General features: G+C 71.8%; 9 protein-coding genes. All 9 read right to left on the reverse strand.

Annotation, left to right across the window (positions count from 1 at the left end):
- Positions 1-60 precede the first annotated feature (60 nt).
- On the reverse strand, positions 61-1,668 hold the full coding sequence (locus tag AC07AB_RS32900) for a WXG100 family type VII secretion target (RefSeq protein ID WP_478574794.1): 1,608 nt from the start codon (positions 1,666-1,668) through the stop codon (positions 61-63).
- A gap of 78 nt (positions 1,669-1,746) precedes the next feature.
- Positions 1,747-2,247, reverse strand: a complete 501-nt coding sequence (locus AC07AB_RS32905) for a hypothetical protein (protein ID WP_478574796.1) — start codon at positions 2,245-2,247, stop codon at positions 1,747-1,749.
- A 189-nt stretch (positions 2,248-2,436) separates the two neighbouring features.
- Positions 2,437-2,766 (reverse strand): hypothetical protein, encoded by a 330-nt coding sequence (locus tag AC07AB_RS32910; protein ID WP_478574799.1) that lies wholly within the window; start codon positions 2,764-2,766, stop codon positions 2,437-2,439.
- Between the two features lie 258 nt (positions 2,767-3,024).
- Entirely contained in the window at positions 3,025-5,358 is a 2,334-nt protein-coding gene (locus AC07AB_RS32915; protein WP_478574970.1) for a xanthine dehydrogenase family protein molybdopterin-binding subunit, read from the reverse strand.
- 121 nt (positions 5,359-5,479) lie between these two features.
- A complete protein-coding gene (locus AC07AB_RS32920) occupies positions 5,480-8,389 on the reverse strand; it encodes a (2Fe-2S)-binding protein (protein ID WP_478574802.1) in 2,910 nt (969 codons plus the stop codon).
- Positions 8,386-9,282, reverse strand: a complete 897-nt coding sequence (locus tag AC07AB_RS32925; protein ID WP_478574805.1) for an FAD binding domain-containing protein — start codon at positions 9,280-9,282, stop codon at positions 8,386-8,388. The genes AC07AB_RS32920 and AC07AB_RS32925 overlap by 4 nt, the downstream gene beginning before the upstream one ends.
- 664 nt (positions 9,283-9,946) lie before the next feature.
- Positions 9,947-10,843: a carbohydrate ABC transporter permease gene (locus AC07AB_RS32930; RefSeq protein WP_478574808.1), complete on the reverse strand. Its 897-nt coding sequence runs from the start codon at positions 10,841-10,843 to the stop codon at positions 9,947-9,949.
- Positions 10,840-11,832, reverse strand: a complete 993-nt coding sequence (locus tag AC07AB_RS32935; protein ID WP_478574811.1) for a carbohydrate ABC transporter permease — start codon at positions 11,830-11,832, stop codon at positions 10,840-10,842. Before AC07AB_RS32935 ends, AC07AB_RS32930 begins: the two co-directional genes overlap by 4 nt.
- A 5-nt stretch (positions 11,833-11,837) precedes the next feature.
- Positions 11,838-13,148 carry an extracellular solute-binding protein gene (locus AC07AB_RS32940; protein WP_478574814.1) on the reverse strand — a complete coding sequence of 437 codons (1,311 nt, stop codon included), beginning with the start codon at positions 13,146-13,148 and terminating at the stop codon, positions 11,838-11,840.
- Positions 13,149-13,689 lie beyond the last annotated feature (541 nt).

A 13,689-nucleotide genomic window follows, 5' to 3' on the forward strand; every position in this document is an offset into this window, starting at 1 on the left:
ACACTCCCACTGCTTCGCATTCGCGTCTCTCTCAGGCGTTGTTGGCGATTCAGATCAGAATCAGTCGATGACCGGAGGGGTGACACGGCCACGCCCTGACGTCCAGGTCTCCTCGTCCTCCACAAGATAGTCGGGGCGCTTGCCGCCACGTTCCCCTCGCGCGTTGTTCTTCCGAGCCTGAGAGCCTGGTGGAGCGACAGCCGACCCACGGCCGGGCACCGTACCTTCGGCTCCAGCGGAGTTGCCGCGCACCAAGCCACTGCCACCGGACGTGAACGTCCCGCCTGTGGTGCCGCCAGGACGACGCTGGGGACTCCCACCGACAACGCCCTCCACACCGGGCACCAATCGCCTCCCGCCAACACCACCCGAGGGACCGCCCACGCTCCCACTCGCTCCGCCCGGCCCGAAAGGCCGGCCCATCGCAGGTCGGCCCTGCGCCGTCCCGCCCCCTTGTACCGGCTCATTCCCGATAACCGCCCCCCTGGGAATTCGGCTTACGGGACCGTCCTTCGGAACGGGCGACGGCCGCCCGCCCACAATGCCATCAGCGGAATTGCGCGGACTCCGCGTGCTGGGCAGTTCGCTGAAGCCACGGCTTCTCGATGCCTGGGACGTACGGTCGGCATTCGGCGCGCGGTTGCCACCAAAAGTACCGGGAACCCTCGGTGACACCGAACTCACCGGCGGCACGAAGGGCCCCGGCTGCGGTGCGACCGGCCCTGGCCCCACTCGTACACCCCCTGACGGGGAAACTGTCTCTCCTCCGCGCGGCACCACCGCATCGTGAGTCGTCGTCGGAAGGCCGGCGATCTCCGTGCCGATGTGCTCGATCGGACGATGCGTTCCCTCGGGGGCAGTTGAGGAGTGGTCTCGCACTGGCCTGCTCTCGGAGGCCGTCGAGGCAATCGACCCATTACGGGGAGCATTGCCTCCGCCTCCGGGCCCACCTGCGATCGAGATGTGCCGCAGATCGTCCCATTGCGTATCCCCACGCGGCGGCATGACCTTCGAAGGCAACGGCGGAAAACTAGGCTCCGTAGCCCCCTGGATATTCATCTTCGAAGCGATGTACGACCCCGCCAGTTTCCGCATCAACCGCGCGGCCTCGGCATGGTCGCTGTCGAGTTGGGTCCGCGCGGCGCCTACCTCTTTCAGCGTCGGGCCGTTCTTGACGTCGAGGGTCAGCTGGCCCGGCGGGTTGGCCTTCGCATACGCGGCCAGGACCTTCTTCGCGTCTCCCTGGACGTGCGGCATCCCCGTCTTGACGTCCGTCATGTCGGTAGCCGCACGCGACATCCAGGTGCCGGCGGTCTCGCTGTAGTCGGCAAGGCTCAGCGTCGCCTTGACCATCTTCTCGCCCCATGCGCGAAACGCCTTGCCGCCGTCGCCCCTCCACGGCACATGGTCCTCGTCCATGTACCGCTTGAGGTCGTCACCGACATCCTTGATCTTGTCGGCAGCGGCAAGGAGTCTTTTGCCGACGTCGCCCACCTTGCCGGCGTCGGTGCTGTCGATGATCTCCCGCAGCTTCTCGTGGGGGATCGCGTCGAAGTCCGTGGAGACCGACGGGGTGAAGAAGTATCGCTGCCCCTTGGGAACCGGGACCTGCGCGGGCGCGGGTGTGCTCGCGGGCGGCATGACATAGCCGTACGGAAGGTCAGACACAGTCGGCCCTCGCCTCTCCCAATTCACCGTCAGTGGTACGCGAGCGCTCCGGAGTGCGGGCGCGGATTGCGAGGCGCATCAGCCCTGGACCTGATCGCTGCCCGGTGCCTTCGTGTTCGAAGGGGCGTTCTCCGCCTCGGGGTGGTAGTGACGTTCGAACTGGGTCTGGGCGGCCCACATGCGCGCCTGCTGCTCAAGGTCCACGTTGGCGTACGAGACGCGCGCGCTCTGCACCGCTGTCCCCATCGCCTCGATCTGGTCGGAGAGGAGCTGGGAGAGCGTCTCCAACTGGCCGTGTACCTGGTGGTACGCCGTGTACAGGTCTTGTGCCTCGTTGAATGCCGAAGCGCCCAGATGACCCTCCGTCACCTTGTCGCGCCCGATGTTCGACGGCGAGGCGTCGGACGCGGAAAGGCCCTTGAGGATGTCGTCGACCCGGCTCTGGAACGCCTTCAGTTTATGCAACTCGGCTTTGAGCTTCTCGCCGTCCGGACCGCCGGACGGAGCAGCCGACGTCGCCGACTGGAGCCGGACGTGGTGCTCTCCACCCCTCCCACCGTCCGGTGCGCTGTCGCTCACTCCGTCTCCCCCGTCACTCTCAGTATTCAACTTGCGGCAGAAATCCGGCCATTACTGTACTGGCGACTCGTAACTCTCGCACTTCCCTTTCGGCTCCGGCACAGAGCCCCAGCTCATCCTCATGAGTATGCATACTCATGGACGGCAGCCTTGTCGCATGGTAAGGGCGCCGCTCCGTCCCCCCGAATCTCAGAACACGGGCAGAGCGATCAGCGACGGGCCGTTCACGACGAAGACCCGGTTGGCGCCCGCCGCGATCGAGCGATGGTCCTCCGCCTCCAGCTTGTACGTCCAGCCGAGCGCACCGCTGTCCTTCCTCAGAGCGCTCACCATGTCGTAGTGATCGTCCCCCCACCACACGCCCGCGCCCTGGACAACGATCGGGACGTCTGCCCGTCCGCTCACCACCCCTTCCCATACCTTGCTTCCGTCCTTGCGGCTCAGCCGTCTCAGCTGGTCCCCGTAAGCGGCGTAAACGGCCTCTCCCCCGTCACGGTCGGCGGTGAGGGGCAGCGGCATCGGCGGCCAGTCCTGGCGATGGGAGGCCGCGCACGGGGCGGCGGAGCGGTCGGCCCCGGTCCGCGCGTGGACCGGGGCGGCATTGGCGCCCCGGGTGAACTCGTCGAGCAGGGAGGCGGCTCGCGGACGGGACGCCGAGTCCCGGGAGAGGCAGGCACGGAGCGCGGCCCGGCTCGGATGGCTGTGGTCCGGCTCGGATGGCTGTTGGATGTGGCCCAGTTCGGCGGGTGCGGTCCGGCGGCTACCGGCGCCCCCCTGCTACGCCGGAACCCCCACCGCCGACTGCGGCCGGATGGGAAGCCGGTTCACCGGGCGGCCCGTTGCCGCTCGGACCGCGGCGGCTACGGCGGCGGGGGTGGTGACGACCGGGACGGCGCTGATGGCCTTGGCGCCGAAGGGGGCCACCACGTCGCGTTCTTCCACGAGTTTGACGATGCGGACGGTCGGGGCGTCCAGGGAGGTGGGGAGGGTGTAGCCGGTGAAGTCCGGGCGGCGGATGATGCCTTGGCTGGTGCGGAGGTTCTCGGTGAGGGCCGCGCCGATGCCCTGGGTGATGCCGGCCTCGATGCGGGTGACCGCCTGGCGGGGGTTGAGGACGCGGCCCACGTCCTGGGCCACGGCCATCTCCACCACGCGTACGGAGCCGAGCTCTATGTCGACGTCCACGACCGCGCGGATCGCGCAGAAGGCGAGGCCGACGAAGGCGTCGCCCTGGCCCGTGTCGTCCAGCGGCTCCGTCGGGTGCGGTCGGCACTGGGCAGTGGCCCAGAGTTCCTTGCCGTCCAGGGCCTCGGCGACGGTGGTGCTCAGCACCCCGTCGTACGAGGTGATCTTGCCGTCGGCGATCGTCAGCAGCTCCGTCGACATGCCGAACTTGTGGGCCAGCGGCTGGAGAAGCTGCGTACGGACCATCCGCGCGGCTCGTTCGACCGCACCGCCCGACACCCACGTGTGGCGTCCGCGCGAGGCCGGGCCGGCCGGGGGCTGGTCCGTGTCGACGGGTGCGACATGGACCTCCTCCACGCCCAGGACCTCCTGGACGATCTGGCGGGCGAGGGTCGAGAAGCCCTGGCCCGTCTCGACGGCCGCGCAGATGATGGTGGCCACATTGTTGTGGATCTTCACGGTGGCCGTCGAGACCTCGTCCGCGCCCTCGGCGCCGAGCATGTGCACCATGCCCACTCCGTAGCCGACGCCCCGCCGCACCGCCCCCGGTTCGCCCGCGCCCTCGGGGCCGCCCGGCAGCAGCCAGTCGCCCTCCGGGTCGTCCTTGGGGAGAGCCGGCAGCGGGAAGTCCCGTACGGCGCGCAGCAGTTCGGCCACCGGCGCCGGGCAGGTCACCGTCTGGCCGGTGGGGAGCAGGTCGCCGGTGGCCAGGGCGTTGCGCAGCCGCAGTTCGGCCGGGTCCAGGCCGAGTTTGGCGGCGAGCTTGTCCATCTGACCCTCGTACGCCGCGCACACCTGCATCGCGCCCTCGCCGCGCACATGGCCGGAGGGCGGGTTGTTGGTACGTACGGCCCAGCCCTCGACGAAGGCGTGCGGAACCACGTACGGGCCGCAGGCGAACGCCACCGCGGCGGCCAGGGAGTCGGCCGACGAGTCCGCGTACGCACCGGAGTCCAGCAGGATCTGCGCCTCGACCTTGACCAACTTGCCCTCGGCGTCCGCGTGGTGACGGTACCTCAGCAGCGTCGGATGCCGGTGCGCGTGCCCCAGGAAGGACTCCTCGCGCGTCGCGGCCAGCTTGACCGGGTGGCCCGTGCGGAGCGCGAGGAGGCCCAACGGCAGCTGCATGCCGGGGTCTTCGCGTTCGCCCATCGCCCCCGGCACCCCGGTGACGACGACCTTCACCCGCTCCGGTTCGAGGCCGAAGCAGGCGGCGGCCAGGTCTCGGTCCGCGTGCGGATCGGTGGACGCCGTATAGATCTCCACGCCGCCGTCGGGGCGCGGCACCGCCAGCCCCGCCTCCGCGCCGATCGGCGCCGGGTCCTGGCGGCCGATGCGGTACAGCCCCTCGACGATCACCTCGCCCGCCGCCTCCGGGTCGCCGAAGCGCAGCGGAATGTGCCGGATCAGATTGCCGTCCGGGTGCAACGGCTCGGCGGCGAAGGCTTTTTCGGGGTCGGTGACCGGTTCCAGCACCTCGTACTCGACGGCGATGGCCGCCGCCGCCAGCCGCGCCGTGTCGGGGTGGTCCGCGGCGACCGCCGCGATCGGCTCCCCGTGGTGGCGCACCAGGTCCGACGCGAACACCGGGCGGTCCGCCACCCGCCGGCCGTGCGCGGCGTCGCCCGGCACGTCGACGTGGGTCACCACGGCCCGTACGCCCGGCATCGCCGCCGCGGCCGAGGTGTCGATCGAGACGATACGGGCGTGCGGGTGCGGGGAACGCAGCACCGTCGCCCACAGCAGCCCCTCCGCCCACAGGTCGGCGGCGTACGGGAAGACACCGAGCGCCTTCGCGGGCGCGTCGGCCGGCGGGAGCGAGACGCCGATGCCGTGCGGGGGCGGCTCGACCGGGGCCGGGCCGGGGCCGCCGGGACCGTCGCCCTCGGCAGGGGGCACGGCTCCGGCGCCGACGGCGTCCGCCATTCCTGCTGTCATGCCGCTGCCTCTCCGCTCTCGGTGCCGGTGCCGTTATTGGTGCCGGTGCTCGTTTGCGTCCCCGTGTCGGTGCCCGTGTCGGTGCCCGTGCTCGTACGCGCGCCCGTGCTCATGCCGTGTCCGCCTGCCCGCCGTGTCCACCCGGGAAGTGGCCGCCGAGGCCGCCGGGGTTCCCGGGGCCGCCGCCTTGCAGGCCGCCCTGGTGCGGGATGCGGGCCTGCTGGTTCGGTTCCGCGGGGTCCGCGGGCAACTCCCCCGGGCCGCCCTCATGCGTCGACGTCTCGTGCATCGCGGTCTCGTGCGTCGCCGTCTCGTGCGTCATCGGCTCGTGGGCCATCGGCTCGTGCGTCGCTGGATCGTGGGCCGCCGCCTCATGGGCCGCCGCCGACTCCGCGCGCTCCTCCACGACTTGGCCGACGGCGTCGAGCACGCCCCGGTAGCCGGAGCACCGGCACAGGTTGCCGCAGATGGCCTGCCGCGTCTCCAGCTCCGACGGCGCGTGGTTGCCTTCGAGCAGGTCGTGCACGGTCATGGCCAGCCCCGGCACGCAGAACCCGCACTGCACGGCACCGCAATCGGCGAGCGCCCGCTGTACGTCCGAGGGCCGGCCGTCGGTCGCCAGGCCCTCGACCGTACGGACGTCACTGCCGGCCGCCGTCGCCGCGGGCACCAGGCAGGAGACGACGAGGCGCCCGTCCACCTTCACGGAACACGCTCCGCACTCGCCCTGCGAGCAGCCGTCCTTCGCACCGGCGAGGCCGAGGCGCTCACGCAGCACATAGAGGAGGGACTCGCCGATCCAGGCATCGATGACGGGGCGGTCGGTGCCGTTGACGCGCAGGACGTAGGAGGCGCGGGGGTGTTCGTTGAGAGGCTGGGGGGGCTCCTGGTCAGCGCCGGGCTCGGGCGGGGGCGCGGCGGCCTCACCCGATGCCGCGTCGTCAGGCGACGCCGCCTGCTCGGACGGCTCGGCGAGACCGTCGGCCTCGGGGTCGGTTTCCGGCGGCGTTACGGGCGCGGGGCCGGGCTCGTCGACGGAGGCCGACTCCGGCTCCGACTCAGGCTCCTGCTCGGGCCGTGCCGCGTGCTCCGCCTGTTCGGCGTGCTCGGCGTGTTCGCCTGCCGGGGCCTGACCGCCGACGCTGTCGGGCGTGGGCTCCGTACCGGTGTGCGCCGGAGCCGCGTGGTCGTGGCGCGGCGCGTCCGTACCGGCGTCCACGGGTTCGCCGTGGTCGCCCGGCGCCGGAGCCGTCTCGACCGGCGCGCTGTCGGCGTCGCCCGCGCCGTCCCGGCCCGGAGCGTGCGCGGCTGCCGCGGACTCCTCCGTACTCGGCCGACCGGAATCGGAGCGCGGACGCACCGCGTCGGCGCCGCTCAGGTCACCGTGTTCGGCCGCCACGTGCAGGTCTTCGGGGGCGCCCGGCGTGCCAGAAATACCCGATGCGTCCGGTGTGTCCACAGGGGCCGCGTTCGGCGCGGACCCGGCCTCGGCCGGCTGCCCGCCGTCCGAACCGGCCGCACGGGCAGCGTCCGGCGCCGCCCCTTCGCGCCCCTGAGCCCCATGCCCCTGAGCCCCATGCCCTTGAGCCTCGTGCGTCTGGGCCTCGTGCCGCTGCGCCTCGTGCCCGGGCTCCTCATGCCCAGCCGCTTCGATCGGCTCGGTCCGCCCGTACTCGCCCTGCGTCTGCGCGGGGATGTCGATCGCGCCCGCCGACGGCAACTGCTCGGCCGGCTGCGGCGGTTGGCCCGGGTTCGTCCACGGGCCGCCCTCGGCGGCTCGGCTGCCGTACGGGCCGTAGGGGTCGGTGAAGGCGTCCGCGCTCAGCGCGCGCGGACCGCTGAACGGGTGGCCGCCCTCATAGCCGCCGTACACCGGCACCTGATGCCCGCCGTGCCCGACCTCCCCGCCATGCCCAGCCGGAACGCCGTGCCCGATCTCACCGCCGTGCCCAGCCGGAACGCCGTGCCCGATCTCACCGCCGTGCCCAGCCGGCACGTCGTGCCCGGTCGGAACACCCTGCCCGGCCGGAACACCATGACCAGTCGGAACGCCCTGCCCGGCCTGCCCGTCCCGGACCTCCTGCCCGTACACCGGCTGGTTCGCATACGGACCGCCGCCGTACTCGACCCCCTCGGCCCCTTCGAGCGTCTCAATCGTCTCGACACCCTCGACCGCGTACCCGCCGGTCTCGCCCGCCGCCCCGTCCGCGCCCGGCATCGGCCACTGCCCCGTGCCGACGGCCGCGCCGTCGTCGCCGTGCATACCCGGCATCGGCCACTGCGCCGTAGCGTGCGGGTCGTCCTGTGCGGAGGCCGAGGCGGAGGCAGAGGACGAGTGCGAGTGCGAGGCCGAGTGCGAGGCCGGATCGGCGACCGGGCCCGAGACCGGAGCCGGGGGCGTGACGTACCCCCCGTACGGCGGTGCCGCGGGAACGCGCATCCCCAAGGAGTACTCGCCGGACTCGTCGACGGGGTCGTCGCCCACCACCGGTACCGACCACTGCCCGGCGCCGACGGCCGCGCCGTCGTCGCCATGAGCGCCCGGGATCGGCCACTGCGCCGTGGCGTGCGGATCCGAGGGGCCGCCGTCGGGGTCGGGGGCGCCTTCGTGCCTCCACTGCCCCGCACCGCCGTCGACACCGGCGTTTTGCGGTACGTACGCCCCGCCGCCCTGCCCGTAAGGATGGGTCCACTGCCCGGACTCCGCCGGGTCCGCGGAAACCGGCGGGGCGGCCGCCGCGTGCGGCTGCTGCCACTGATCGCCGCGGGCCGGGGGCGCGGGCTGGTGGTACTGGCCCTGGTCGAACTGCGGCGGCGCGTAGCCGGTGCCGGGCGCGGCCAGGGGGTCCCAGCTCCCCGGCGAACCCGCCGCGTTCGGGCGCGGATGGGCCAGGAGTTCGGGCGGCAGCTGTACGAACGCGGTGCCCTCCGCGTCGTACTCGGGTCCCTGCGGGATCGGCTGCCAGCCGCCCTCCATCGCTGCTTCCGTTGATGCGGGGCGCTGCTGTTCGTCACTCACGCGAGTGCCCTCCCCAGTGCTCGGCGGGCCAGAGCTGCCACGGTACGACGCAGGTGCAGGGCGGCGGGCGGCAGGGTGACCGGTTCCGCGCCGTCCGCCGGCTGCGGCGGGTCGGGGATGCAGGCCGCCGCGGCGTACTCGCCGAAGGCGGCGCAGGCCTCCGGCGCGAGGCCGCGCTCGCCGTCCCAGTCGATCAGGGAGGCCACCCAGCGCTCGGCTTCGAGCGGGCGCAGCGGCATGGGCGCGACCGCGCCGACCGCGCACCGGATCTCGCGCCGGGCGGGGTTGAGGACGATGGCGACCGATGCGGTGGCGCGCCCCGGGCCCGTACGGCCGGTGGCCTTCAGGAAGGTCTGCGGGGCGTGCAGCAGCGGTACGCGCACGTAGCCGATCAGTTCGCCGGGGCGCAGCATCTCGACGCCGGCGAGCAGGTGGCTGACCGGGATCTCCCGGCGTACGCCGCCGGGGCCCGCGATGACCAGGGTCGCTTCGAGCGCGGCGAGCACGGGCAGGGTGTCGCCGGTCGGCGCGGAGGTGACGATGTTGCCACCGAGGGTGCCCGCGTTGCGGATCTGCGGGGGTCCGGCGGCGCGGGCGGCGGCGGCGAGGCCGGGGATGAGGGCCGCGAAGTCGGGGCGCCCTATGCGGGCGTGGGTGAGGCCGGCGCCGAGCAGGGCGTGGCCGTCCTGGTACTGCCAGCCGCGGATCTCGCTGATCCGGCCGAGGCCCACGAGGGCCGCGGGGCGCAGGAGTCCGGAGTTGACGGCGGCCATCAGATCGGTGCCGCCCGCGACGGGCACGGCGGCGGGCATGGCGGCGAGTGCCGCCACGGCCTCGTCGAGCGAGCCCGGCAACGTCACCGTGTGTGCCGTCTGCGGTGCGTGCGTGGTCAACCCAGCTGCCCCTTCCCCGGTGTCCCGGCCGTTTCGCCGTACGGTACGTGCTCCCGGCCTGGACGTGGCAACTCTGGCACACCTTGTGGCCCAGCCGTCGCGAGGGTCCACGAACGGCCGGTCCGCCCCCGTGCGAGGGGACGGACCGGCTTGTGACGCGGTCTGCGGCGTGTCCCCCAGTACGTGCGAAATGCCATCCTTCGGGGCCCCTTGTACGACTTACGCCATTGTGTCGAGCTCTACCGTCCCAGGGGCGGGCGGCGAAGGCGTGGACCTTGGGGCCCGGCTCACACGATCGGGGGCGAACCCTCGATCGGGCGTCCGAGGGCTCGGGACGGCGGCGCCGGGGACGCGGCCGGGCGGGGAGGCCGCGCGGGGCGGCGGTCGACGCCGACCGCGTCAGGTCGTCGGCGTCAAGTCAGGGGGAGCAGACGCTCATCCGGTGTTCGAATGCGGCGAATAGGCGGCGGATGCGGCTGCGGCGAATAGGCGACGGATGCAGCGGCTGCGGCGGATACGGCGAGCCGTCGCCCTCACCGCCCATTCCGGCCGCCCTCACCGCCCATTTCCGCCACCCCCACCACCCATTCCGACCGCCCCCACCGCCCATTCCGACCTCTTCCGACCGCTTCCGACCGTCTATTCCGACCGCCTGTACGGCGCGTCAGTCCTTGACCGCCCCGCCGATCCCCGACACCAGCCGTCGCTGCACCAGGACGAAGAAGACCAGCACGGGAATGGTCATGATGGTCGACGCCGCCATGATGCCTCCCCAGTCGTTGCCCTCGTCCTTGAAGAACACCAGCAGCGCCATCGGCAGAGTGGAATTCTCGGTGGCGCTGATGATGAAGGACTTGGCGAAGAGGAAGTCGTTCCAGGTCGATATGAAGGAGAAGACGCTCGTCGCCACCAGCCCCGGGAAGACCAGCGGGAAGAGGATCTGCCACAGGAATCGGCCGCGGCTCGCGCCGTCGATGTACGCGGCTTCCTCCAGCGCCGGCGGCACCGCTTTCACGAATCCGCGCAGCATCCAGATCGCGAAGGGCAGCGAGAAGGCGATGTGCGGCAGCATCAGCGAGCCGAGGGTGTTGAGTCCGATCCCCGGCACGGTGTCGCCGAGGTCTCTCATCAGGAAGAACATCGGGATCGTCAGCGCCTCGACCGGCACCATCTGCGCGACGAGGAACATGATCAGCAAGGTGGTGCGGAAGCGGAACCGGAAGCGGGTCACCGCAGTGGCCGCCAGGAAGGCGATCAGCCCGGAGACGGCCACCACGACGACCGCGACCAGCAGGCTGTTGAGGAAGTACCGCCCGAAGTCCTGCTGATCGAAGACGCGCCGGAAGGCGTCGAGCGAGGGGTGCAGGGTCCAGGGCCGGGGCTTGTCGGACTGCACTTCGCTCGCCGGCTTGAAGGCCGAGAGCACCATCCAGTACAGGGGGAAGGCGACGACGGCCGCGACGACGAGGGCCGTCGCCTCGGCGGCGAGCCGCCAGGGACGGCGCACGCGGAGCAGCCCGCGGAGCCGCCCGCGCGGCCGGAGTGCGCTGGTGACGCTCACAGTTCCTCTCCCTGCCGCCGCAGCAGCCGCAAATAGCCGAGGGTGACCGCCAGCAGGATGAGCAGCATCACCACCCCGATCGCCGACCCGAGTCCGTACTGCGAGGAGGCGAACGCCTTCTGGTAGGCGTAGACGTTGAGCACGAGGTTCTGTCCGGCGATGCCGCCGCCGTTCGTCATCACATAGATCTGGGTGAAGACCTTGAAGTCCCAGATGATCGACTGAATGGTGACGACGACGAGGATCGGCCGCAGCATCGGGGCCATGACACTGCGCCAGATCCGCCAGTGGGACGCGCCGTCGAGCGAGGCCGCCTCCAGCACCTCGCTGGGGATCGACCTGATGCCCGCGTAGACGGTGACCATCACGAACGGGAACGAGCACCAGACCACCTCGAAGAGCACGAGGGCGAAGGCGCTGTAGCGGTCGTACGTCCAGGAGTAGTCGGCGAATCCGCCGAGGCCCAGCCAGACCAGGGCCTTGTCGACGGGGCCGAAGTCGGGGTCGAAGAGGAAGACCCAGACCGTCGAGCCGGTGATGGCGGGGGTGGCCCACGCGCCGAGCGCGGCGAGCATCAGCGCGAGCCGGGGCAGCGCCCGTATGCGCGTCAGCAGTACGGCGAGCGAGCAGCCGACGGCGAGCGTGGAGACCACGCAGGCGGCGGCGAAGGCGAGGGTGGCGACGAGGACCCGCCAGAACTGGCCGTCGGCGAACAGGTCGGCGTAGTTGCCGATCCCCCGGAAGGAGGTCGGCTCACCGCCGCTGACCTGGGCCTGGGTGTACTGGAGGGTGGAGATGAGCCCGAGTTGGTAGATCGGGTAGATCAGCAGCCCGGCGAGCACGATGAGCGCGGGGGCGAGATACAGCCAGGGCGTACGGCCGCCGCGCGAGGCGCCGAGGCGTGGGCCCCGGCGCGCGCGGGCAGGCGCGGGCGCGGGCCGGCGCTGTCCGCGCGCCGGGGCGGGTGGCGCGGTGGCGTTGGGGGACACCGGCCTCATCCCGCGGTGGTGAAGGCGTCGTCCATCTTCTTCGCGGCGGCGGCCGAGGCCGCGTCCACGTCCTTACGGCCGCTGGCGATCTCCTGGAACATCGTCGGCAGGACGAGCGAGGAGTCGATCGTCGCCCAGGCGGGCGTGGCGGGGACGAACTTGGCGCCCGCGGCGAGCGTCTTGACGAAGGGGGCCACGTACGGCCGGCGCTTGGCCGCGTCCTGGCGTACGTCGGCGTAGGTGGGCAGGAAGCCCATCGCGTCGAAGAGCTTGCTCTGCGAGCCCTTTCCGGCCAGCGTCTTCATCAAGTCCACGGCCAGCGTGCGGTGTTTGCTGCTCTTGAGGATGCCGATGTTGTTGCCGCCCGCGAAGGCCGGTGCGATCCGGCCCGCCTTGACGCCGGGCAGCGGCACGATCCCGTACTCGCCCTTGACCTTGCCGTCCTCCACCGCCTGGCGGTTGAAGTCGCCGCCGATGGCCATGGCGGCCTTGCCGGAGGAGAAGGCTTCCACGGTGGCGTTGCCGCCCATCTGGGCGCACTTGGCGGCCGGGCAGTTGTCGTTGCCGAAGAGGGCGGTGTACGCGGCGATCCCGCGCTTCGACGCCGGGCTGTCGATGGCCGCGGAGAAGGCGCCCTTGCCGCCCTCGCGGCTCGCGATGTCGCCGCCGTGGGCCCAGATGAAGGGCATCGCGCCGTACGTGTACGCGCCGCCGACCGCGACTCCGTACAGCTCGGGCCGCTCCTTGCGGATCTTCTTCGCGGTCTCGGTCAGCTCGTCCAGGGTGGTGGGCGGCTTGAGGTCCAGCTGCTTGAAGACGTCGGTGCGGTAGTACAGCGCCCGTACCCCGACGAAGAGCGGCGCGCCGTAGATCTTGCCGTCGACGGTCACCGACTGCTTGGCCGCGGGGTCGGTGTCCTTGGCGTCCGACCAGGCGTCGAACTCCTTGGTCACGTCGGCCAGTCCGCCGTCCTTCACATAGCCGGCGGTGTCCGTGTTGCCGTACTCGATGACGTCGGGCGCGCTCTTCGGGTCGTTGAAGGCGGCCTTGATCTTCTGCGCCCGGGTGTCCACGGGGATGTAGGTGACGTCGGCCTTGACCCCCGGGTGGCCCTTCTTGAAGGCGGCGAGCGCGTCATTGACGACCTCCTCCTTCGGCTTGTTGCTGACCTCCTGGAAGAGCCAGACGCGCAGGGTGCCGCTTTTCTCGTCGCTCTTCGCGCTGGTGTCGGAGGTGGAGGGCGCGCATCCGGTGACGGCGAGGCCGGCCACCGCGAGTGCGGCCACTGGTACGGCGATTCGTGCGGAAAGCTTCATAAGGGTTCCCCTCCCGATTGGCATTGCAACATACGCAACGGGCGTTTCGCTTAGCACAATTGGGAGGAGAGTAAGGGCCGTTGCCCACCCCGGCAAGAGGTTTCGATCACTCAGCGGTCAGCCGGCCGGAGCGTCAACCCGTCGCCCGGTCGACCACGTATGGACGACCCGGCCCCGGCCGCACCCCCGGCGCGCCCCGCCCGCGCTCCGGCGCGCCGCATCCGGCCGCCCTCGCCCGCGCCCCGGCTCGCACCCCCGCCCGCACGACCACCCGCGCCCCGCCCGTACGACCGCCCACGCCCGCGCCCGTACGTTCGCCTACGCCCCCGCTCGCACGACCGCCCGCACGACCGCCCACGCCCGTACGACCACCCGAACCGCCCCTCCGGCCGCCCCTCCGGCCCGAACCGCCCCTCCGGCCCGAAAAACACGACGGGCCCGGGGGGGGGGGGGGGGGGGGGGGGGGGGGGGGGGGGGGGGGGGGGGGATGGGGGGGGGGGGGGTTTCGCTTGTTTGTTTCTGCTTTTTTTTGTTTCTTTTT

It is taken from the genome of Streptomyces sp. NPDC044033, from assembly GCF_056434425.1.

Coding starts and splice junctions, on each gene's coding strand:
- AC07AB_RS32910 (WP_478574799.1), bottom strand. CDS start 2,766: ATGCCGCTGCCCCTCACCGCCGACCGTGACGGGGGAGAGGCCGTTTAC.
- AC07AB_RS32940 (WP_478574814.1), bottom strand. CDS start 13,148: ATGAAGCTTTCCGCACGAATCGCCGTACCAGTGGCCGCACTCGCGGTG.
- AC07AB_RS32915 (WP_478574970.1), bottom strand. CDS start 5,358: ATGGCGGACGCCGTCGGCGCCGGAGCCGTGCCCCCTGCCGAGGGCGAC.